The organism is Ruegeria sp. AG7 (assembly GCF_056541545.1).
Window position 1 is genome coordinate 1 of record NZ_JBQFYP010000009.1, and the last position, 21,163, is coordinate 21,163.

A 21,163-nucleotide genomic window follows, 5' to 3' on the forward strand; every position below is an offset into this window, starting at 1 on the left:
CGAGAAGCTTGAGATCATCCGCACTGTGGAAGCCTCGCATTTGTCGGTGAAGCAAACGCTGGCGATGCTCGGCATCCCCAGCAGTACCTACTACGATTGGTATGCGCGCTGGAGCGACGGTGGCCTTGATGCGCTGGCTGACCGTTCGCCGCGCCCGCGGTCAGTTTGGAACCGCATACCGCACGACACCCGCGAGGATTTTGTCGCGTTCGCGCTCGACCACGAAGACCTGACGCCTAGGGAACTGGCGGTCAAATATACTGACGAGAAGCGATATTTTGTCTCCGAGTCATCGGCTTATCGCATCCTCAAGGCCGAGGATCTGATCACCGCGCCAGCCCATGTGGTGATCCGCGCAGCCGATGAGTTCCGAGACAAGACAACCAGACCGAACGAGCTCTGGCAGACCGACTTTACCTATCTCAAGGTCATCGGCTGGGGCTGGTTCTATCTCAGCACAATCCTTGACGATTACAGCCGATACATCATCGCCTGGAAGCTTTGCACGACGATGAAGGCCAAGGATGTCACTGACACGCTGGAGCTGGCGTTGGACGCTTCGGGCTGCAACAGTGCGACCGTCGTGCACAAGCCAAGACTTCTCAGTGATAATGGCTCATCCTATGTTGCCGCCGATCTGGCTGATTATCTTGAGGATAAAGGCATGGATCATGTTCGTGGTGCGCCGCACCATCCGCAGACCCAGGGTAAGATTGAGCGCTGGCACCAGACGATGAAGAACCGGGTTCTCTTGGAAAACTACTTCCTGCCCGGCGACCTGGAGCGCCAGATCAGCGCCTTCGTCGATCACTACAACAACCACCGCTACCACGAGAGCCTGAGCAATCTGACGCCCACCGACGTCTACTACGGACGAGGCCCGAAGATCCTGAAGATGAGAGAGGAGATCAAGAAACAGACAATCAGAAAACGCCGGTTGCAGCACCAATCCGCTGCCGCCTAAACTGAAACAGAAATCGAACCAGAGCCTCCGTTACCAAAACGCATCCGCTTGCCGGAAAACTCTGACGACGGACATGTCAGTCATCGAGGCGACCTTTTCCTAGCGTAATAATCGGGCAACGTCATGGAGGACGACGTGACCATACCATGATCGTAGGTATCGACTATTCCAATGTCCATTTTCGCGTAACTATATAGACTGAGTCAGGGGCAACAAACTTCAGGTGACGCTCAGCTAGCAGCCCAAACCGGACATTCAAAACAAGACTGTGCAACTGCCGAGATACGGGACTAAGCCGACTTTCGGTGTTTACCTGTATCAACTCAGTTGCCTGCGTCACAGTTGAAACTCGCAGGGTCCCGGGGGTCGCCACGACCGTCATATTGGGCAACACTTGGATAGGCGCAAACGGGTCGGCCACCGGCTGGCTGAGCGCTGTCATCCAGCCAAAGGGCCGTAATGTGATCAGGCGCTTCTCCGGTTTCCGCCCACTTGTCGATCTCAACCAGAAAATTGACCCAGGAGGGCCCGGGACCGCCAAAGCAGTGCTCTACGCCGGGCATCATGAACAGGCGAATTTCGTCGGCTGCACTTGGATCATGAGCCAGAACGTCTTCGTAATAACCGACCATTGCAAGGCCCGATTGCGCGTTGTCGGACCAACCGGAATACAGCAGCATCTTGCCACCACGAGCGCGGTAGGCGGACAAATCCGGGTTTGTCGCATTCAGAGTCTCCGCAGCCGCGGCAGAATCCTGTGCATAGGTGCCGAAATCGAAGTTCACATAGGTCCAATTGGGATCGTGATAGACGAAATTCTGCATAATGCCGTTGCCAAAGCTGAAAAAAGCGCTCGGCGATACAGGTTCTTCAAATCCACCTGATCCGACGCCCTGCTGGAAGCTCCCATCATCGTCCTGATACTTCATGCCACCTGTCAACCAGCGGCTCCAACCTCCCTCGGCTGTTTCGCCGCCAAATGGGAAACCGTAATACATTCTGTCGCCATCGGAGTTCTTGGGGCCGTCATAGACCGCCTTGAACGCAGCAACTTCTCTGGCGCTCAGACAGTCTTCGGAAATGTCGCCTTCGCATTGCAGGCTGGCCACGTCAAACCCGCACTTCCGGGGGTCATTGAGGATGCCATCCTCGAGCCCATCCAGCCCATCGCAGACCGCCAGATATGAACTCTCGACCAACGCCTGAGCTTCTGGCCCAATGACAGCCTCTTCGATATTGTTTGGGTCTGGGTACATCGCCTGGTTGATCTGAGTTGCCTGCACGGCAATTCCCGTCCAGTCAACCGCATAGGCGCCAGCCGCAACCGCGTCAAAATCTTCTGGGTAACGCATAGCGGACATTATTGCCTGTCCACCGCCCCGGGAGCACCCGGTAAAGTAGCTGCGAGCAATTGGTTTTTCATAAAAAGCCTTGGTCAGGGCCTTGGCTGTGACTGCTGTTCGATGAACTGCCAGATGTCCGAAATTGACCAGCGCCTCGAGGTCGTTGAGGGCCCAACTGGCGTCGGCTGGATGCCCCTGATGTCCTGTGTCAGTGCCGACAGTGGCGTAACCCAATTGAAGTGAGCCATCGATAAGGGAGGTATTCATCACGGAACCGACGAATCCGCCTCCACCGCCCATGACAAATTTGCCGTTCCAATTTTCCGGTAGCAGGAGTTCGAAATTGATCTTGCCACCAATCACACCGGAAACTTTGCAATGTGGCGCAGGAGCGGACACTTCTGCGACCGAAGCAATTGAAACATCGGGGAGCTCAGGCAGGGTCTGGTTCGCACATATTGGCCGGGCATGGGACGGGCATCCAATTGCCGACGCGCCCAATACAGCGCAAGCCACAAGTTGGTATGCTTTAGTAACCTTTGTGTTCATTGCGCTTCCCCCTCAACGGAATAACGAGTTTTGCCCCAAAGCTTTTGGCTAGCTTCCGATTTATGTTAGGTCATAGACTGGTCACCGGATACCCACCTTTGTCAGGAGACTTAGAATTTTGAACGCCCGTATTTTGCTCGCCTTGTTTGTGATTTTCCCCGCGTTGGCTCTCGCTCAAAGCGTGGACAAACTTGGTGACAAGTTGGCCGACCTGCGATTTGAGGGGCGTATTGAAGCCAGCATGCGATCTCAGGTCGCCAATTCTGTAAATGGCTTTCTGACCGATATCCATTTCACAAAGGGAGACCGCGTCGAGGCTGGCCAATTGCTCTTCTCGTTGAGCAGTGTGGTGTATGAACATCAGGTAAATGCCGCCCAGGCTCTCTTGGACAGGCGGCAGATTGAGTTGGCCCAAGCCGAGGCAAATGTCGAGCGTGTCAGCAAGCTCGAAGACAGGGGAACCGCGACGCAAGTGCAGCTAGAGGATGCGTCGACGCGGCTCGCGCTTGCAAAGGTCGCCGTTGACGAGGCGCGGATTGGGCTGGATCTTCGAAAGCTAGAGTTGGCCAGTACAACGATTAATGCACCTATTACGGGGTACATCGACTCGCCGCGCCTGACCCGCGGTGCCTATCTCAAAACCGAGACTGGAAAGCCGCTTGCGGAAATTGTTCAGGTTGACCCAGCGCTGGTTTCGTTTGCGCACCCATATGACTCTTTGCTGGAGTTACACCATGTCGCCCCGGAGCGCATCGAAGAGTATCTGGATCGTTTCGCTGTTCACGTGACGTTGCCGACAGGAGAACGCTATGAGCAGACCGGAAAAGTGGCCTTCGTTGGAACAGAGTTGAATTCCGATGGCGGGTTGCAGGTCTGGGCGGAAATCCCGAATCCTGAGGTCATACTTATTCCGGGATTGCAGGTAAGTGTAAGCATCGAGCTAAAAAAATAGATCGTGTCACGTTTCCCACTGTGGTTTTACCGACTAATTTTAATTCGAAACATCAGGAAAAGCCGACCCTGCGATGCGTAGCAAGTACCCCATGTTCATTTGTGCAATATGTTCCACAAAATATCTCCACCGCTGAACGTGGTTTCTACAGTCACCAGCAGCTCTGACTCTGTCCAGCGATTTTAGATCTGCGGCCTACAAACCGACACGCAGAAACAACGCCGACGCTGTTCGCTCAATGCATCCTCTGCGGTTTGTTCGTTTGTCAAACAGCGGCCCAAAACGGACCTTTTCAACCAGTCTTTGCAATTTTCGATAAGCGGGCAAAACGTGTGTTCGCTGCGGCTGCTCGAATGTCTGCATTGGCTGTTCGATTCAGTTATTCGAAACATCAACTTGTTTCTGACCGAAAGGCGCTGCTTAGGACAGTTTGACTAACTGTCTAAGTCCAACGCCTTCATCAATTCGAAGACTTGGCTACGCATCCAAGCCGCCATCGGGGCGTTGTCGGAACGCTTGTGCCAGATGCCGATGATCAACGCTGGTTCAATATGCATCGGAGGTTCGAACACCTTCAGTTCGAATGTCTTGGCCACTTTCCTTGCGAGCTGAGCGGGTACAAGCGCGATGAGGTCGCTTTCGCTAACCGCGCGGCAAACGCCACTGAAGACGGGCACTGTCATAGCAACCTGTCGCTGTTTTCCGACGCGGTTTAGGGCAGCATCGCCCATCGCGACCAAGTTCCCTTCGGGGGAGAACAAGACATGGTGGAGCGCACAGAACGTATCCATGTGCATTTGTGTCCTTTCCTGAAGCCCCTCAAGCTTTGGATTTCCCTTGCGAGCTATCACGTGGAACGGCGAATGGAAAAGCGGCTCCCGATTGACCCAGTCCGGCAGGAGCAAATCCGGGATCAGCGCAATGTCAGCGTTGCGTCGCTCAAGACTGGCCACATAGTCATTCGGAACCAGATCAACCAGCTGCGCTCGTAGATTGGGCGCTGACTTTTGCAGGAAATCACCCAAAGGCGGCATCAGGAGTTCCGCGAAAAAATCGCTGGCGGCGATCCGGAAAGTGCCTTCAGCGGTTTGCGGGTCAAAGGTAGCCGGTGGGGCTAGCAAAGCTTCCAGACGTTCAAGTTCTTCGCGCAAACCGGATTCAATCTTGGATGCATAATCGGTAGCGACCAAACGGTTTCCCTGCCGGACAAAAAGGGGGTCGTCCAAAGCATGACGAAGACGTGACAATGCACCGGAGACTGCGGATTGCGACATGGCGAGCTTGTCGGCCGCCTTGACGGTTGAGCCTTCGCTAAAGAGGGCGTCCAGCACGCGCAAAAGGTTGAGGTCCAGTGTAGCGAAATTCACCTAGCCGATATCCTATATTAGATATTGCGGTTTGCCTGATAGGTTGGCCTTCGGATAGGATTCTGTCAACGGAAGCGCTTTCGTTTCAATCCAATGCCAATGGAGAGAAACGATGAAGGATCAGGCCCAAATCGACGGAGCCATCGAATGGCTCGGCGTAAAATACAAAACCATCCTCGGCCCAGAACAGACAGGCGGCACTATGTCTATAGTGGACAGTTGGTCTCCTGCTGGTAGCGGCCCTCCACGCCATGTGCATCAAAACGAAGACGAAACCTTCGTAATCCTCACCGGAACATGCAGGTTCTGGCTAGAAGGCGAGGAGTTCACCGCAGGGGCCGGCGAAAGCGTATTCATCCCACGAGGCAAGGAACATACCTTCAAGGTGACAGACGACGAACCTTGCCGCCATCTCGTGATCCTGACGCCCGGCGGATTCGAAGGCTTCTTTGCTGACATGGCAGCCGGTCAGTGCCGTATTCCCGAGGACATGCCTGCTATCGAAGAGAGCGCCAAGCGGCACAACATGGCCTTCACTGGCCCACCTTTGGATTGATACCATGACTGGGAAACACATCGTCTATCATATCCCCGTCTGTCCCTTCTCGCAGCGACTGGAAATCCTACTGGCGTTGCGCGGACTGACGGATGCCGTGGAATTTCGTGTCGTAGACATCACCAAGCCGCGCGATCCCGAATTGCTGGCCAAGACCCGAGGTACGACAGCCTTGCCCGTGCTGGAAACCAGCGACGGCCGCATATTAAAAGAAAGCCTCGTGATCCTGCGCTATCTTGATGAGGCTCTACCAGGTGCTCCATTGCGCCGCAGTGATCCTGCCGAGCACGCCATTGAGTCGATGCTGATCGCCCGCGAAGGACCGTTCACAATGGCAGGCTATCTCTTTGTCATGAATCAGGATCAGGCGCGCCGAGATGAGCACTTGAATAAACTCCTCGCGCTCTATCGAGACCTTGATGATTTCTTGGCTCATCATAGTCCGACTGGCCCGTTCCTGTTCGATGACTTCGGTTTGGCAGAGGCTGTTTTTACCCCGATGTTCAAGCGGTTTTGGTTCCTTGACTACTACGAAGGGTTCAAACTACCCGTTGGCAAAGACTATGACCGGGTACGAGCGTGGCGTGATGCATGCATGGCGCATCCAGAAACATCGCAGGTGACTGAAGAAGAGATCGTCAAACTCTACTACGACTACGCGCTCGGGGCTGGAAACGGCGCCCTACCTGACGGTCGCAGCGTTTCAAGTTTCACCTTCGAACCGCCTTGGCAATCGAGACCCATGCCCCCAAGGGAAAAATATGCAGCGACAGCCACCGACAAAGAGCTGGGACTTGTCGCCTGACCATGGAGTAGATAGCCAACACCGGACATTTGTGCGCTGTGCGGCATCGAACAAATTGGACTCGTGTTGCCGTTCTCCGCAGCAAGTATGATTGGCTGGTCGCAGCACTGAAGGATCTTTCAAAACTGGAAATAACACCTCAGCTACCGTGGCTCGCTGCGACCGATTTTATGCTAAAGTAAGCAGGCACCATTTGGAGATTTTTAGCTCGGAGCAACGGAGATGGAACGCAAATTAGCGGCCATTCTGGCCACCGATATAGTCGGTTTCGCAGGATTGGTATCACGTGATGAAAGCGGAACATTAGCTAAGTTGGTTCGACTAGAACGTGAAATCATCGGCATGCAGGTGGAAGCAAACCGGGGTCGTGTTTTTAAGTCTACTGGCGATGGGTTTTTGGCTGAGTTCTCAAGTGTCTTTGAGGCGGTCAATTGTGCAATCAACATTCAAAGAGCCTGCGCACGCGAAGCACGTCAGTCGAACAGTGACGAACCTCTCATCTTACGCGTCGGCGTTTCTCTCGGTGATGTCGTTGTACACGGCGACGATATTCTCGGAGACGGCGTAAACACTGCCGCGCGGCTTGAGGCAATAGCAGAACCAGGTGGAATCGCGGTTTCAGGAGAAGTAATGGCGCAAATAGCGGGCAAGATAGATCTTCCGCTGGCGGATTGTGGTCACAAAAGACTCAAGAGCACTGATACTCCAATACATGTCTACATGACCGTTTCAGAACCCGGAGAGGAAGGGGGTTTTCTGGATTTTGATGAAGATGAATTGGCCAAAACCTTAGTGACAGGTGGCTGCATCTGTGGGTTGGTCCGGTATGAAATAAACGCACCCGCCATAAGCACAGGGTATTGCCATTGTAGTTGTTGCAGAAAATTTTCTGGTTCAGCAGTTAATGCATGGGCGGCCTTTCCCGCTTCTGCTGTTCGATTTCTCACCGAGGAACCTCGATACTTCGCAACTACGCCGATAGCAAATCGTGGCTTTTGTGCCAGATGCGGGGCAAGCCTAACTTATAAGCTCGTGAAGCCACGAGAAACGGCCTATCTGGTCCTGCATACTTCGAGCCTCGACCAACCAGAAAACTTTGCTCCTTCAGTCCACTCTGGAATAGAAAGCAAAATGCCTTGGTTTGATATTTTGGATGATTTGCCGCGGACAAGATCTTCAGACTCCAGAGTTTTGCAAGAAGCATGGTCAAGTGTCGGTCTACCAGACCCTGAAACTTGGGGACCGTTGGCTAAGCCGCCTGTAGTGTTTTAGTGATCGAGCGATTTCTGCTTTATCCGCAAAGAGAACATTCCTAGCGTTTGAGAAAATGACAACATCGAGCCCAATGCGGGCACCCATAAGACGTTAGCGAGGCTGCACAGCGACCGACCGCTCGGAGTCCAGATCGGTCGGTCGTTTTTTCTAGATTTCCAGTGTCCCCGGCTCATGATCTACTGATCGGCTTGATGTCCATTGAAGCCATGTCGCGGCGGTCAACAGTTCTAATATGCGACAGCACCTCCATCTCGAAACTTTCCTTGAAGGTAAAAGGACCCAAATGGCCAGCACCTTTCAGAACCTTTAGTTCAACAAGCTTGCCTTGGGATGCCAGAAGTTCTGCGATGCGCTTTGTGTGCACATGCGTCTGCGATCCGCGAATGATCGTAGAGGGAACTCCCTCAGAAAGAATGTATTCTGGGTCAGGTTCTTTCAGAAGCGCATCGAAATCGCTTGGGGCTTTGTGAACCCAATCAATCATAGCGCACCTGCGTTCACGACTCAGGGCTTGCCAAGAGCCAAGTCCTCCCCAAAAATCAGTGAAAACCTGTGCGCTAAACTCTTCGCATCCCTCTTCTATGCCCGTTCGTATTGCGTTTGTGAGGCTAACAATCTCGGAATACAATAAACCGTCAGTCAACTCTCCGGCTTTCAGTAGGCTGAACAAAGTTGGTTCATAGAGACAAAGTGATCGAACAAGGTCGGGTCGAGCTCTGGCGATATGCAAAGCCAGCGCTCCTCCATACGAGTGTCCAATCAAGTGAGCGGGCCTGCCAAGCTTCTCTATCTCAGTGATAATCGAAGCAGCTTCGTTTTCCAATGTGAACGGCCCGTCCGGGATTTTATGACCCCTAGACAGGGTTCCTATTAGGTCGGGTGCTATTGTTTTGGTTTCTTCGCTCATCCGGGCAAACAGATTGCGCCACTGGCTTCCGTCAGCGCCGGAACAATGTAGCCCTACGCAGGGAGCAGGCGATATTTGGGACCAGCACGGCCAAGCGTGTAATGATGCGTCAAATTGCTTATTCATGTGATGACCTCCAATCTGAGTTTCACAATGGTGTCACTCATCTGGCCTTCAACCTATCGGACACATGTCCCGGCTAGACTCATACCGACGGGAAATTGATGGGACATTTGCCCCAAATTGACTAAAAAAAGACATGCGAACCGTTAGATACACTTCTTCAAGCGATGGTACGTCGCTGGCGTGGAGCAAATCCGGAAACGGCCTACCAATGGTAAAGGCGGCTAACTGGCTCACGCATCTCAGTTATGATCTAGACAGTCCAATTTGGTCTCACTGGATCGAATTGCTAGAAAGTCAATTCACCCTTGTTCGATATGATGAGCGAGGCTGCGGATTATCTGACAAACGAGTTGAGAATCTGGGTATTGATTACTGGGTTGATGATCTCGAAGCTGTTATCGACGCCGCTGAAATAGACGAACCAATTTATCTTCTGGGTATTTCTCAGGGCGCTGCGACTTCTATCGCGTATTCGCTGAGGTATCCCGGTAGAGTCGCCGGGATGGTACTCGTTGGAGGCTATGCAAGGGGCAGCAACCACCGCGGATCGGTTGCCGCCAAAAACTACAAGACTGTTATCGATGTATTTCGCCTGGGTTGGGAGAATGACAACCCTGCGTTTCAAGATGTATTTACATCAAGATTTCTTCCTGGTGCGCCGCCCGAACAACGCTCTTGGTTTACAGAGCTTTGCCAAAAGACCGTTTTGCCTGAGACAGGGGCCGACCTGCTTATGGCGCGCGCTGACGTTAATGTTGAAAGTCTATTGCCAGAGGTTTCAGTTCCAACACTGGTGATCCATTCAAGGAACGATCAGGTTATTCCGTTTGAAGAAGGGCAACGTCTCGCTCAGAAAATTCCCGAAGCGACAATGTCTGCTTTAGAAGGAAAAAATCACATTATTCAACGCGATGAACCTGCCTGGCGCGCTTTTTCCAAGAGCTTGCTTGAATTTACATCTTCCGGTCAAACGACGGACTTTAACGATTTGACAAAGCGCGAGCAGGACGTGCTGAGACTAATCTGCCAAGCAATGAGTGGTAAAGAAATTGCTAGAAGTCTTCAAATGAGTGAAAAAACCGTTCGAAACCACACAAGTAAAATCTACGCCAAACTTGAACTGCAAAACAGACAGCATGCAATTCGCACGTATGGGCATCTTTTCTGATTAGAGCATGAAACTGCAAACCTATTAATCTGATCTAACGTGGCAATGGCAGCTTTGTCCGCAGAGCAATCGTTCACGCCGAGCGCCGCGAAGGTTCGATTGCCGCTCGCCGCTATTCACTTCAACGACTGTTCGCAGACCAAATTGGGCATTCTTCCAGCGGCAAAAATATGTTTCCACATGTTGCATGCTTGCTATGACTTGCCGCTGGTCTACAACTGGTGTCGTCAATCAGGAATGCCTGCGGCTGCCAGCATTTTATAGTAGGCGTCATAGATTTCTGGTTTTGCGATAGAGATACGAGCGCGCATATGCCGGAACATTGAAACGCTAAAATCGGGTTCCCGCGACATGTGAATACGTGCGAGTTCTCTAGCTCGGCTCTCATTGCCGAGAGCCATTTCCGCCACAAGTTCGTTCAGGCGAAAGACAGTCACAGTATTATGAAATGCACGCATTTTTTGGGCGGTTTCTCTTAGATCGCGCCAGTTCCCTTCCGCGATTTGCGACAGGCTGATACCCATCTGGACACGGTAGTTTAGTGGGTCATTCGGGTTAAGTCGGAGCGCCTCCCTGGCATGTGCCTGTGCCGTCTGTGCTTGGCCCATCAGGCCATGCAGTACGCAACTGGATCCCCAGGCTGAAACGCAATTTGGGCTTCTCTCGACGACTTGATCCACAAGTGACAAACCGTACTCTGTATCCTCCGACAGAAACGCGAGTACGTAACCGGCATATGCTTGCGCCTCTAGGTCAAGATGTGATGCCGCCAGAGCCTCATGTGCCAGCTGAATTGCGTAATCAAATCGGGCCTCGTTTGGACGCGTATCCGGGTTCCATAGCAAAGTGCGGATCCAGCCTCGAAGAGCGCTTGCCAATGGGTACTCACTTGAGAGTGAAAGAGCTTTTGACAAATGGTCGTCTGCTTCAGTGAAATTGAACCTGTAGATCAAGGACTGCGCACGTAGGAAGTGATCATAGGCTCCAAGGGTGTCCGGGCGCTTGTGAGCAGCACGGTCTATTTCAGCTTGTCTGATACCTGGCGCAATCGAAGCAACGACAGCCTCGGTAATCTGGTCCTGAAGCTCGAAAACATCATCGAGCTTGCCATCGTATCGATCCGCCCAAACATGAGACCCGGTTTCCGCATCAATCAGCTGACCCGTGACACGCAACCGGTCACCAGCGCCGCGAACGGACCCTTCCAATATGTAGCGGACACCAAGCTCTCGGCCGATACGACGCACATCAACCGAAAGCCCTTTGTAAGAAAAAGAAGAGTTTCGGGCGACCACGAATATCCAGGGCACTCTGGATAAGCTGGTGATGATGTCTTCGGTAATACCTTCCGCAAAGTAATCCTGTTCAGCGTCAGGCGACAGATTGTCAAAAGCCAACACCGCCACTGAAGGCCTGTCAGGACGGGATTGAGTTAACGGGGATTCAGTAGCAAATGCTGTTTGTACCAAGTAAGCAGTTACAGGGCGTGTGATATTCTTCAGATATTGCGGCCCCAATTCGGTGAACGATACATCCACCTTACCCACAAGGTCTTCGTAAACCCGACCTGAAACGATGATCCCTCCGGGAGGAGCAAGACCTTCCAGCCGGGCCGCGATGTTGACGCCGTCACCAAGAACATCACCGTCGTCATCAAAAACATCGCCCGCATGAATTCCCATCCGGAATTGCATTTCCGGACTTTGCCCGCGCGCCCCGTTCCGCTCAGCCATCTGACGTTGCATCGTTTCCGCACATGCCAGCGCATCTACAACCGAGGAAAACTCTGCAAGAAAACCGTCACCAGTTCTTTTGAATAGGCGTCCGCCATTCAGGCCGACATGCGGCTCCAGCGCCCTAAAGTGGCCCCTATATGTGTGCAATGCGGCTTCCTCGTTAGCACTGACAAGCGCGCTATAGCCAACAACATCAGCCACGAGTATGGCAGCCAAGTACCGCTCCAAACAAAATCCTCCCGCGTATCCATTGTGAAGGAGTGTCAAAGGGATATTAGGGGTTTCGCGCATAAATCGCGATCATTATTCAATGAACATCAGTGACCGAATAACGACACGCAAGCTTTTTGCTTTTGGGTAAATTAGGCAGAAGCGGACCTCGAAAACCGAACTTTGTAATTTCGACTTTGCACCGCAGCACAGACACTGGAGCAAGGTGCCGCGTATGACTGCCTTGAGGGCAAAACGAGCTTCTAGCCGCGAATGCAATGTTTTGGCTTGGCACTTTGAAAAGCCTTCATACTCGGGTGCCATCAAAATTCTAGGTTCGGTGCCGTATGCTTGCTATCGTTTCAGTAAGGGTCCATTGGCGGAAATCAGAATGACAATACGGGCGTCTTCAAGAAAGGCATTCGAGTACAGAACACGTCTTACCGACAATCGGATTTGGGACATGTTCGCGCTGCGCCAAGGAGATGTGATTGTTGCAACACCGCCTAAGTGCGGAACAACATGGACACAGGCCCTTGTGCTGTCGCTCTTGTTTGAAAAGCCTGGTATGGACAAGGTCATGGATGATCTGTCGGTTTGGCTCGACCCTGCGTTTCGAGATCAACTCCCTATAGTTCGAATGTTCGAAGCTCAAAACCACAGAAGATGCATCAAGACCCATACGCCTTTTGACGGCATTCCTTTCGATCCAGATTGCACCTACATCGCGGTGTACAGACACCCAATCGACGCACATTTTTCGATGCGCCGACATGTGGCAAACCTGAAGGAAGACCTGATCCAAGACAGGTTCCCGGATAAGCCGACAGCTTCATTCGCACTTTTTGTTGGTGAGACCGTTCGAGAGGAGATGGCCGATGGGATCACCCTTGAGGCCATCGTTCATCACTTCAAGTCCTTCAAGTCAAACATCCAACATCCCAACATACACATTTTCCACTACGCCGATATGCGGCGCGATTTACTCTCTCATACCAGAAAGCTAGCTTCCGTACTCGGCCTCAAAATTGACGATGAAATGTTGGCCGCAATTGCGGAAAGTATGCAATTCGAGAACATGCAAGCTAATGCGCGCGCGAGTGCCAAAGAAAAAACACAACGGTCCACAACCTTCAAAGACCCGTCAGCCTTCTTCGATAGCGCAAGCAGTCGCAAGTGGGAGGGCAAGCTTTCAGACGAAGACCTTCGTGCCTTTCACAAACGTCTTGCAGAGTTGCTTCCGGAAGACGATGCGCGATGGCTTCAGTCTGGCGGAGAGCTTACTGCTTAGGACGTTGCTCGCTGAATAAATTAAGATAGCCGCTCTGGGGTCGTCTCGGCCATCTGGGATTTTTTCCGGATGACCCGTAACCTCGATGAGCGGTCATTCATGGCCAGCGACCGCGGCCAGGGTTTGCGCTTACCAACAACGGCCGTTCGCCGCGGTTTCGTCCGATGTCTCAGATGCGGACAAAGCTGACTATGTCTTTATGGCCGCCCCGGCTTGGCCTACACTGACAGGACCTCAGAAATGGAGATCTCGGGAAAGGTTATGCCATGACACGCTTCAAAAGGAACTGGACGTGCGAAGGTCATATTTTTCGAAGCAGTTATCTGGCCGTCGACGCGACGTTCTGACATGAGAGATACTATAAGCCCCTCACCAGAACTGGCCGCTATAGTGGCACGATGGATCAACGCCTACGGTCGAGGCGATGGTGAGACGGTGGCACATCTTTTTTCTGATGACGCTGCCCTGTCATACTTTGGCTCAGCACAGGGCGAGGCTTGGAAAGGCGATGCGCTACGTCGCGGTATGGAGCAATACATCGGGGAGGTTCCACGGTTCAAGTGGCACGTAGAGGAACTGAGAGGATTTGAATGCGGTTCGCTCGGTTGGGTCGAATGGGAAGCAACTATTGAGGGTATTGAGACAGGACAGTCCGCGCATCTGCGCTCCACAGTTATTCTGAAACTCGACAAAGGATCCTGGAAGATTGTGCATGTTCACAATTCCATACCGGTCAATAACGTAGAGGGGTTTGGGTACGAGGCCAGAGGCTTTGAGGAACTGCTCGATGCCGCCCTCTCTGCACCCCACGAACTCGGGCAAAGTGGTATAGCGACCATCATGTTCACCGATATCGCAGACAGCACAAAAATCGCTGAGGCTATAGGAGATACTCTTTGGAGCGACGCCCTCGGAAGACATCTGCGACTTGTCGAAACGCAGATCGTCGGGAGTGGTGGACGTACGGTGAAATCACTGGGAGACGGGGTGATGTCGTCTTTTGCTTCCGCAAGGGCAGCATTGCTGGCAGCCCAGAATATCCAGCAGGCGAACGCGGCGGAAACAAACGAGCCAAAGTTGCGGGTTCGCATCGGCTTGCATACCGGCGAAGTGATTACTTCTGATGCTGATCACTTCGGGACCGTTGTCAACAAGGCCGCACGAATAGCCGCTCTCGCTGCGCCAAGTGATATCCGCGTCTCGGATGCCACACGGATCATGGTGGGCGGATCACAGGATTTTCAGTTTGCTGAGCAAATGACTGTCCCGCTTAAAGGTCTCGAAGGAGAGCATACAATTTTCAAACTCAACTGGCTTGAGACAACTTGAGACCGAAAGCGTCAAAACAGAAATCCCAATGCAACGAATAATGTACTCGAGTGAAGTCCCAATCTGGACACCTAAAGATTTTGCTAACACGCCATTTGATAGCCTAATCGGGAAGCCTGAATGTAAAGCGGAGCGGCGCTAAGATGACTTCTGAAAGCAAAATAACTTATCTTTCTGACGAGGACTTGGAAGGTTTAGGTATCAAACCTTCGGAAGTTGCCGACGCGATTGAATCTGCGCTGATAGCCAAGGCGGGAAAGCAGCTTCATACGTCCCCTAAGACAGCCATATTACCCGGAGACGGGCGGTACGCAATGTCGACCTTGGCGGTGGGAAATGATGGGTTCATCGTGACCAAACAGGTAACGGTGTGTCCAAATAATCCGGACAAGGGGCTCCCTTCGATTAACGGTGCAATCATGGTTATGGACGGGCAAACCGGAGTTCTCCGAGCCGTTTTAGGGGCAAATTGGGTAACGGCTGTCAGAACAGCGGCGATGTCAGTTGTTGCGGCGCGTCGACTTGCTGATCCTACTGCTGAGACAATGGCTTTTGTTGGGGCCGGCGTGCAAGCTCACTCCCATTTGGTTGCGTTTTCCGAGGTTTTCCCCTTGAAGAGCATTCGTGTGTTCGGACGTGGCAAAGCGAATGTCGACAAGCTTTGTCGCCGGGCTCGGGACATGGGCCTCGAGGCCCAAACAGCCGCCAATGCCAAGGACGCCTTGCGTGATGCCGATCTGGTAGTGACATCAATAACTTTGGACTATTCCACCGAACCTTTTCTGGATGCCCGATGGCTAAAGCCGACTGCCTTCGCCGCCATTACAGATGCCTGTATTCCGTGGCTTCCAGAGGGTATGACCGCCTTCAAAACTGTTATTGTTGACGACCGAAAACAGGAATCTGAAAGCGACAAACCAATGCTGCCATATCATCAAGTAACTGGAGATTTGACGGAAATTGTCTCGGGAGCAGTCGATACCACTTTTAGCGAGAAACCGGCTGCATTCGCTTTCAGAGGGATTTCTTTGGGAGATTACGCCACAGCGGTACTCGCAGTTCGTCGGGCCGCCGAGGTACTAGCTCGACAAAAGTAGGAATCTTTCGGCTTTCGGCTCAGCGCTGCCATTTTCTGCGATGAGCATGATTGACCGCTCGCAGCCCAAAGCGGACCTTCATCACTAAGCTTTGCAATCTCTGAGATGCGGGACGAAGCTGACTTTTCAGGTCCGGCTATGCGTTCCTTTCCTAGCAATAAATTTCGTAGTCTCTATCATGCTGGTTTTGCCCCACTGTCGAAGGAAACAACATGTTGCGTTCAATGCTTATCCCCGCAGTTCTCTTTGCGCCTCATTGTCTGACTGCTGCAGAGAAAGTGTCGGCAACGAACTTCTATGTCGTCAACCAAGAGCAAATTTCCGCGGGCGAGGACGTGTTCTGGAAAGAGGACAACTATGGGACTTATACCGTTGACGAGGGACCAATCGATCCTGGTTTTGTCCGGTGCGTGGGCTCGGGTTTCGGCGGACCCAGCGGTGTCAGCGGCGGTGGCGTCTGTGTTTATGGTGAAGAAGAGGACACGTTCACCATGAGATGGGAGGTTGTTGCCTTCGGCGTCAACAACTGGCGGATTGTTTCCTCCACCGGCAAATATTCGGGGATGACTGGAAGTGGAACGACCAAAACACGTGTGGCGTCAAAACTCCTGGCGCTACCGCACCGTATTTCTGACTGGGAAGGCGAGGTTGCCTTGCCCGCTAGGGATTGAAACTCGAACTGAAATGGTCGGGGATGATGCTGATTTGAAAGGTTGGCAAAGCCCGCATTGGGCTTGTTGTCGCCTTTCGTTACTTTTCACATTAATGACCGGTGGCAGCCCGAAGCGGACCTTCGCAACCAAGCTTTGCTAACTCCGAAATACACAACGAAACGGCCAGTTGCAGAGGTTGTATCGGCGGTGGCAACCAACCATTCATGTCGTCGACTAACCTGTTCAACGTCGCACTACAACTTCTCCGAACTGATCCCACGAGGACCTAATCTTCGAAGCGTTCATTTGGCTCGACCACATTTACTTGCTTCGGAACTTGGTCGGTGTCATTCCGGTTTGACTTCGGAAAAAGCGAGTGAAATGGGACTTGTCAGAATAGCCTAGCATCAGACCAATCTCCGCAATTGTCATCTGGTCTTCTTTGAGGTGCTCCTTGGCGACATCGATACGCAGCCGTTTGATTTCGCGCGGTAACGTTGTGCCTTGTTTTTGAAGCGCTTTCAGGAACCGTTCCGGCTGTATTCCCAGAAACCCGGCCACCATCTCCGGCCCCAAATCGGATTCATCCAGTTTGCCGCGCAAGACAGAGCGCAAAGCTGCCACCACGGATACCTCTTGATCTTGGCGAGGCGAGGCTATGGGTTTGGCAGAGCCCTCAGAGACTTGATGCAAAAACAACCATTCCACAGGAAAACTGATTTGCATTCCGGGATCGGTTCCAAGGCCAACCTCGATCCCTTTGTAGTTGAGAGGCAAACCATTGATGTATCTGCTTTCCCACCGCACGCGCGAAGGGTCCCAGGATTCGCCGACGACGGTCTGCAACAGGCGTACATAGATTGCAGCACCAAAACCTGTTACCTGAACGGGTGGGACAGTTGGTTCCTGTTGTCTATCGATACGATAAGTCGCTTTGTCCGCTTCAATGATAAGGCTGTGCCGCACAGAATTGGACTCCTGAGGTACGAGCCCAACAAAGCGGGTAAAAAACTCGAACAGACTCGTTGTCGATTGCAAGGCTTGAGCGAACGGAGGCCATCCTTGCAGGTCAAACGACTCCCCTACATTTAGTCCAAGGTATCGATCCCCTGACACTTCTGAGAAAGCATTTACCAAGCCGTAAACCAGCTCGGAGTGAACGAACACGGATGGGTTAGTCAACAGTTCGGCTTTCAAGCCGACCTGATCCAATGCTGGTTGCGGATTGATCTTACGTTCGGTGAGATATTGCAGAAACGGAGCAGCTAAAGAGAGGCGAACAAAGCCCTCGCTATGCTCTCGGGAGGCGGAGTTGAAAGGCAAGCTCATAACCCTTGTTTGGATTAGTTTTAAGAAGTGGCCATTTTAATCATCATATTCGTACATCCTAATTAAAAAGGGGCAACCGCGTCGGTGAATTCCAGACTATAGTTGGCAAAACATGAATATGAAGGGGGTACTTATGTCCGGCTTACGAATGTCTCTTTGCTCGACGGCAATTGTCGCGGCAGTTTTTTCTTTTTCGACGACCGCGCAGGCTCAGGATCAAGAAGAACCACAAACGCTGTTTACCAACGTGCATATCTTCGACGGTGTGAATGAGCAACGCATTGAGAATGCCAGTGTTCTGGTTGAGGGCAACCTTATCAAGGTCGTCTCAACTGATGCGATCGATGCCCCCAATGCGGAGGTGATCGATGGCGGCGGTAGGACACTCACACCGGGCTTCATCGAGCTTCACGCACACCTCATGCTCATGGGACCGTCTATCGCTTCCATGGAAACGAACTCGACCTGGGAGGATTTTGGCATCCATGGAACCAGGATGGCCGAGATGTACCTGATGCAAGGATTTACGACTGTAAGAGATGCTGGCGGCGCCAACGGCGGTCTGCGGAGGGCCATCGACGCCGGACAGATCGTCGGTCCACGTCACTATGCGTCAGGCGCGTTCCTCGGGACACGCGGCGGCCACGCTGACTTCGCATCCTTCACCTCGCCGCCGGGCGGACAGACCAACTTCGGTAATCTGAACATGGCGCAACAAGTCAGCGGTGTCGATGATGTCTACCTGTATGGTCGTAATAACATGCGCATGGGGGCGACACAGCTGAAATTCATGCAGTCGGGTGGGGTGATCTCGGCGTTTGACCCATGGCAGTTGCTCGCCGGCTCCAAGGAAGAAATCGAAGCTGCCGTTCAGGTTGCCAACGAATACGGCACCTATGTCATGGCGCATTCTTACCGCAAGGAAGCAATCATGAACGCCCTTGAGGCCGGTGTAATGTCCATTGAACACGGCTTCTCCTTCGATTGCGAGATTGCCGAGATTATGAACGAGAAAGGGGCTTACATAACGACTAACCTCACGGCTTTTGATCCGGGTTTGTTGGATATCCCATCGGTCAAGAACGAGCCCAAGAGCCTCGCGAAAGCGATATCGGCGTCCGCGACTTTCGCGAACTACATTCCGAATATGAAGGAATGCCCGGTAAAACGCGGCTTTCAGACCGATTGCGTGGGATCAGTGGAAGCATGCAACATCCAGATTGCTTATGAAAAACATCTCAATAACGAGTTCTTCGGACCGTACCAGTCGATGGTGACACTTACGTCAATCGGCGGTGAGGTCGTAGCATTGTCAGGCGATTTCTCGAACCCGTACACATCTGGCAAGCTCGGTGTGATCGAGGAAGGCGCCTATGCGGATATCCTGCTGATCGACGGCAATCCGCTCGAAGATTTCTCGGTGGTTGGTACGGGTGATCAATGGTTTGGGGCCGACCCGAGGCCTGAAAGCCCAGAAACAATCCGCCTGATCATGAAGGACGGTGTGATCTACAAAAACACACTGGATTGACCAGATAAAGCAGCCGGAGAGCATTCATGCGAAATTGGTTTTGCTCCGCAGTATTCGCAGGGTTGGTTTTGTGCGGTTATGATGCTGCGGCGACGCCTGGAACCGCGTTGGACTGGGCAGATCTGCCAGATCCGTCTGCGCAGGTCTTTGATGACCCCTATCGTGAACTCAGCCCCGAACAGTTCGACGATGTTCTTTTCGTTGTGCGTATACGCGGCAGGTTGCAGCAGGAGGTTGGCAGCGCCGAAGAACGGCAGAAATGGCAATTGCTTTTAGCAGAGACCGAAGACGCCTTGGTGTCAGACGGAATTGACGTCGACTGGTTACTCGATCAGCGCGAGGTTGTGACTGAACGTCGAAGAAAGGCTGGAACGAGCGGAAACCCGCAATTCGACGGCAGAACAATCACACTCGCGGGCTTTGCCATTCCTGCTCCAAGCGATCCGGACGGCCGGCCTGTGGCGTATTTGGTGCCAGAAAGAGGGATGTGCAGCCACATGCCTCCACCTCCGCCTAACCAGATGATCCGTGTGCGGTTGAACGGGGACTGGGCGCCTAGCTATTTCCACGAACCCGTTCGGCTGACAGGCACGCTGACTATCGATCCTTCCGTTCATAATATGATGGTTGTGGATGGCCTCATGCCTATGAATGCGACTTTCCAGCTAGAGGCGGAACGTGTCGAAACTCTGGAAACCGAGGCAGACAGGTTGGAATGGAAGCAGCGTGCTGCTGATCGCATCCGCGCGGCAGGAAATCGCAAGACCGGTGGGGCACAGGCGTCAAAATGATAAGACTTCTGGTTGCCGCATTGAGCATTGCATTTGCTGGCGCAGCGTCGGCTCAGGGACTATCCGGGCCATCTTCAGTCGAAGCCGATCTTGCGCCCGGAGACGGGCTCACCGATCCGCAATATCGTTCCGATTTTCCACGCAACATCGCACCGGGTTGGTTTCAGTGGAAAGACCGACTGGCTGAGGGTGGTTTTCGGTTCAACATTGACTACCTGGCATTGGGCCAAACCACGGATGCTGATCTGGGAACCGGCGAAGCAGCCAGCGGAATTGCGCGGTTCTACGGCAGTTGGCAGGCAACTGAACGGGGGTCTCTGACATTCAAGATCGAAGACAGGCACAGTTATACTGACGTTGCTCCGCAATTTCTCGGGCTGGATGGCGGAGCCCTTTCAATCACGGGAACAGCCTTCAATGACAACGGTTTGCTTCTGACCAATTTGTTCTGGACCCAAAGGGCTGAGAATGGGTCGTGGGCGCTGCAAGTCGGCCAGATTGATGTAACGGACTTTGTGGATATCTACGGGTTGGTAAGCCCCTACAGTGGTTTTCAAAACCTGTCTTTCAATACCAACCCGACAATCAACACGCCCAACCAAGGCCTTGGTATTGCCGGTGGGGTAAAGCTGAGCAAGAACCTCTACGCCGTTGCCAGCGTATCAGACGCAAACGCCGACCCGTCCGATCCAAACTTTGATGTGTTTAGCGACGGCAATCTCTTCAAGTCGCTCGAACTTGGGTACACGTCCGGCTTTGATCGCATCTACTTCGACAATATCCATCTGACCCTCTGGCATGCGGATGCGGCTGACGATGGCAGTCGAGCAGAAGATTACGGCGCAGCGTTTTCCGCCGCATGGTTTGTTGACAATAAATGGATGCCGTTCTTCCGTGCAGGGGCCTCGAAGGGAACCGCAGCGCTTTATGAACGGTCGATTTCTGCCGGTCTCGGTTACTATGGTCGCAACACCGATTTGGCCGGTCTGGGCCTAAACTGGGCCGAAGCAAGAGGCATAGATGGCGATCAGTTCACGCTTGAAGCTTTCTACCGCTTTTCAATCTCACCCGGACTGCAGATCACGCCATCGGTACAATTCATTTCCGACCCGCTTCTAAATCCCGATCAGGACCGGATTACCCTGTTCGGTCTAAGAACCCGGATCGTTTTCTAATGCGGGGTG

The 21,163-nt window shown here is 52.7% G+C and carries 18 protein-coding genes; 13 read left to right on the plus strand and 5 right to left on the minus strand.

Annotation, left to right across the window (positions count from 1 at the left end; translation table 11 throughout):
* Positions 1 to 964 (plus strand): IS3 family transposase (locus tag ACR0BF_RS13060; protein ID WP_480625061.1); only part of this gene is annotated, 964 nt, incomplete at its 5' end.
* Positions 965 to 1,287: 323 nt separating this feature from the next.
* Here the strand turns inward: ACR0BF_RS13060 and ACR0BF_RS13065 are convergent.
* Positions 1,288 to 2,856, minus strand: coding sequence for a tannase/feruloyl esterase family alpha/beta hydrolase (locus tag ACR0BF_RS13065; protein WP_480607850.1), 1,569 nt, complete (start codon positions 2,854 to 2,856; stop codon positions 1,288 to 1,290).
* 118 nt (positions 2,857 to 2,974) lie between these two features.
* Between ACR0BF_RS13065 and ACR0BF_RS13070 the strand changes: the two genes are divergently transcribed.
* On the plus strand, positions 2,975 to 3,808 hold the full coding sequence (locus ACR0BF_RS13070) for an efflux RND transporter periplasmic adaptor subunit (protein WP_480607853.1): 834 nt from the start codon (positions 2,975 to 2,977) through the stop codon (positions 3,806 to 3,808).
* Positions 3,809 to 4,242: 434 nt separating this feature from the next.
* On the opposite strand, the gene ACR0BF_RS13075 is transcribed toward ACR0BF_RS13070, so the two are convergent.
* Positions 4,243 to 5,145 carry a LysR family transcriptional regulator gene (locus ACR0BF_RS13075; protein ID WP_480625062.1) on the minus strand — a complete coding sequence of 301 codons (903 nt, stop codon included), beginning with the start codon at positions 5,143 to 5,145 and terminating at the stop codon, positions 4,243 to 4,245.
* A 142-nt stretch (positions 5,146 to 5,287) separates the two neighbouring features.
* Here ACR0BF_RS13075 and ACR0BF_RS13080 point away from each other — a divergent pair, with 142 nt between their 5' ends.
* The 3 genes from ACR0BF_RS13080 to ACR0BF_RS13090 all read left to right on the plus strand — a co-directional run bounded on the left by ACR0BF_RS13080 (position 5,288) and on the right by ACR0BF_RS13090 (position 7,808).
* Positions 5,288 to 5,731 carry a cupin domain-containing protein gene (locus ACR0BF_RS13080; protein ID WP_170645175.1) on the plus strand — a complete coding sequence of 148 codons (444 nt, stop codon included), beginning with the start codon at positions 5,288 to 5,290 and terminating at the stop codon, positions 5,729 to 5,731.
* Between the two features lie 4 nt (positions 5,732 to 5,735).
* Entirely contained in the window at positions 5,736 to 6,536 is an 801-nt protein-coding gene (locus ACR0BF_RS13085; RefSeq protein WP_170645174.1) for a glutathione S-transferase family protein, read from the plus strand.
* A 222-nt stretch (positions 6,537 to 6,758) separates the two neighbouring features.
* On the plus strand, positions 6,759 to 7,808 hold the full coding sequence (locus tag ACR0BF_RS13090) for a GFA family protein (RefSeq protein ID WP_170620853.1): 1,050 nt from the start codon (positions 6,759 to 6,761) through the stop codon (positions 7,806 to 7,808).
* Positions 7,809 to 7,980: 172 nt separating this feature from the next.
* On the opposite strand, the gene ACR0BF_RS13095 is transcribed toward ACR0BF_RS13090, so the two are convergent.
* Positions 7,981 to 8,844: an alpha/beta fold hydrolase gene (locus ACR0BF_RS13095; RefSeq protein ID WP_170620852.1), complete on the minus strand. Its 864-nt coding sequence runs from the start codon at positions 8,842 to 8,844 to the stop codon at positions 7,981 to 7,983.
* 133 nt (positions 8,845 to 8,977) lie between these two features.
* On the opposite strand from ACR0BF_RS13095, the gene ACR0BF_RS13100 reads away from it, so the two are divergent.
* Positions 8,978 to 10,012, plus strand: a complete 1,035-nt coding sequence (locus ACR0BF_RS13100) for an alpha/beta fold hydrolase (RefSeq protein WP_480625063.1) — start codon at positions 8,978 to 8,980, stop codon at positions 10,010 to 10,012.
* Positions 10,013 to 10,239: 227 nt separating this feature from the next.
* On the opposite strand, the gene ACR0BF_RS13105 is transcribed toward ACR0BF_RS13100, so the two are convergent.
* Positions 10,240 to 11,964 carry an adenylate/guanylate cyclase domain-containing protein gene (locus tag ACR0BF_RS13105; protein ID WP_170620850.1) on the minus strand — a complete coding sequence of 575 codons (1,725 nt, stop codon included), beginning with the start codon at positions 11,962 to 11,964 and terminating at the stop codon, positions 10,240 to 10,242.
* Between the two features lie 457 nt (positions 11,965 to 12,421).
* On the opposite strand from ACR0BF_RS13105, the gene ACR0BF_RS13110 reads away from it, so the two are divergent.
* From ACR0BF_RS13110 to ACR0BF_RS13125, 4 genes are all read left to right on the plus strand, one after another.
* Positions 12,422 to 13,249 (plus strand): sulfotransferase domain-containing protein, encoded by an 828-nt coding sequence (locus ACR0BF_RS13110; protein WP_214646784.1) that lies wholly within the window; start codon positions 12,422 to 12,424, stop codon positions 13,247 to 13,249.
* Positions 13,250 to 13,597: 348 nt separating this feature from the next.
* Positions 13,598 to 14,578: a nuclear transport factor 2 family protein gene (locus ACR0BF_RS13115; protein ID WP_480625064.1), complete on the plus strand. Its 981-nt coding sequence runs from the start codon at positions 13,598 to 13,600 to the stop codon at positions 14,576 to 14,578.
* Between the two features lie 143 nt (positions 14,579 to 14,721).
* Positions 14,722 to 15,675: an ornithine cyclodeaminase family protein gene (locus ACR0BF_RS13120; protein WP_170620846.1), complete on the plus strand. Its 954-nt coding sequence runs from the start codon at positions 14,722 to 14,724 to the stop codon at positions 15,673 to 15,675.
* A 212-nt stretch (positions 15,676 to 15,887) separates the two neighbouring features.
* Positions 15,888 to 16,346 carry a hypothetical protein gene (locus ACR0BF_RS13125; RefSeq protein WP_480474019.1) on the plus strand — a complete coding sequence of 153 codons (459 nt, stop codon included), beginning with the start codon at positions 15,888 to 15,890 and terminating at the stop codon, positions 16,344 to 16,346.
* Positions 16,347 to 16,649: 303 nt separating this feature from the next.
* On the opposite strand, the gene ACR0BF_RS13130 is transcribed toward ACR0BF_RS13125, so the two are convergent.
* A complete protein-coding gene (locus ACR0BF_RS13130; protein ID WP_480625065.1) occupies positions 16,650 to 17,657 on the minus strand; it encodes an AraC family transcriptional regulator in 1,008 nt (335 codons plus the stop codon).
* 112 nt (positions 17,658 to 17,769) lie between these two features.
* Between ACR0BF_RS13130 and ACR0BF_RS13135 the strand changes: the two genes are divergently transcribed.
* Genes ACR0BF_RS13135 through ACR0BF_RS13145 form a run of 3 tightly spaced genes read left to right on the plus strand, consistent with a single transcriptional unit; the run spans position 17,770 to position 21,154 of the window.
* Complete coding sequence (locus tag ACR0BF_RS13135) at positions 17,770 to 19,188, plus strand: amidohydrolase family protein (protein ID WP_480488539.1); 1,419 nt, start codon at positions 17,770 to 17,772, stop codon at positions 19,186 to 19,188.
* Positions 19,189 to 19,214: 26 nt separating this feature from the next.
* The gene (locus tag ACR0BF_RS13140) at positions 19,215 to 19,979 is read left to right on the plus strand and encodes a DUF3299 domain-containing protein (RefSeq protein ID WP_170337125.1); all 765 of its coding nucleotides are present in this window, start codon (positions 19,215 to 19,217) and stop codon (positions 19,977 to 19,979) included.
* Entirely contained in the window at positions 19,976 to 21,154 is a 1,179-nt protein-coding gene (locus ACR0BF_RS13145; RefSeq protein ID WP_480625066.1) for a carbohydrate porin, read from the plus strand. The genes ACR0BF_RS13140 and ACR0BF_RS13145 overlap by 4 nt, the downstream gene beginning before the upstream one ends.
* The last annotated feature ends 9 nt before the right edge of the window (positions 21,155 to 21,163 follow it).

Excerpts from the sequence above, each read along its gene's own strand:
- ACR0BF_RS13065 (WP_480607850.1), bottom strand. The coding sequence starts at position 2,856 with ATGAACACAAAGGTTACTAAAGCATACCAACTTGTGGCTTGCGCTGTA.
- ACR0BF_RS13080 (WP_170645175.1), top strand. The coding sequence starts at position 5,288 with ATGAAGGATCAGGCCCAAATCGACGGAGCCATCGAATGGCTCGGCGTA.
- ACR0BF_RS13085 (WP_170645174.1), top strand. The coding sequence starts at position 5,736 with ATGACTGGGAAACACATCGTCTATCATATCCCCGTCTGTCCCTTCTCG.
- ACR0BF_RS13090 (WP_170620853.1), top strand. The coding sequence starts at position 6,759 with ATGGAACGCAAATTAGCGGCCATTCTGGCCACCGATATAGTCGGTTTC.
- ACR0BF_RS13095 (WP_170620852.1), bottom strand. The coding sequence starts at position 8,844 with ATGAATAAGCAATTTGACGCATCATTACACGCTTGGCCGTGCTGGTCC.
- ACR0BF_RS13100 (WP_480625063.1), top strand. The coding sequence starts at position 8,978 with ATGCGAACCGTTAGATACACTTCTTCAAGCGATGGTACGTCGCTGGCG.
- ACR0BF_RS13110 (WP_214646784.1), top strand. The coding sequence starts at position 12,422 with ATGTTCGCGCTGCGCCAAGGAGATGTGATTGTTGCAACACCGCCTAAG.
- ACR0BF_RS13115 (WP_480625064.1), top strand. The coding sequence starts at position 13,598 with ATGAGAGATACTATAAGCCCCTCACCAGAACTGGCCGCTATAGTGGCA.
- ACR0BF_RS13120 (WP_170620846.1), top strand. The coding sequence starts at position 14,722 with ATGACTTCTGAAAGCAAAATAACTTATCTTTCTGACGAGGACTTGGAA.
- ACR0BF_RS13125 (WP_480474019.1), top strand. The coding sequence starts at position 15,888 with ATGTTGCGTTCAATGCTTATCCCCGCAGTTCTCTTTGCGCCTCATTGT.
- ACR0BF_RS13130 (WP_480625065.1), bottom strand. The coding sequence starts at position 17,657 with ATGAGCTTGCCTTTCAACTCCGCCTCCCGAGAGCATAGCGAGGGCTTT.
- ACR0BF_RS13135 (WP_480488539.1), top strand. The coding sequence starts at position 17,770 with ATGAATATGAAGGGGGTACTTATGTCCGGCTTACGAATGTCTCTTTGC.
- ACR0BF_RS13140 (WP_170337125.1), top strand. The coding sequence starts at position 19,215 with ATGCGAAATTGGTTTTGCTCCGCAGTATTCGCAGGGTTGGTTTTGTGC.
- ACR0BF_RS13145 (WP_480625066.1), top strand. The coding sequence starts at position 19,976 with ATGATAAGACTTCTGGTTGCCGCATTGAGCATTGCATTTGCTGGCGCA.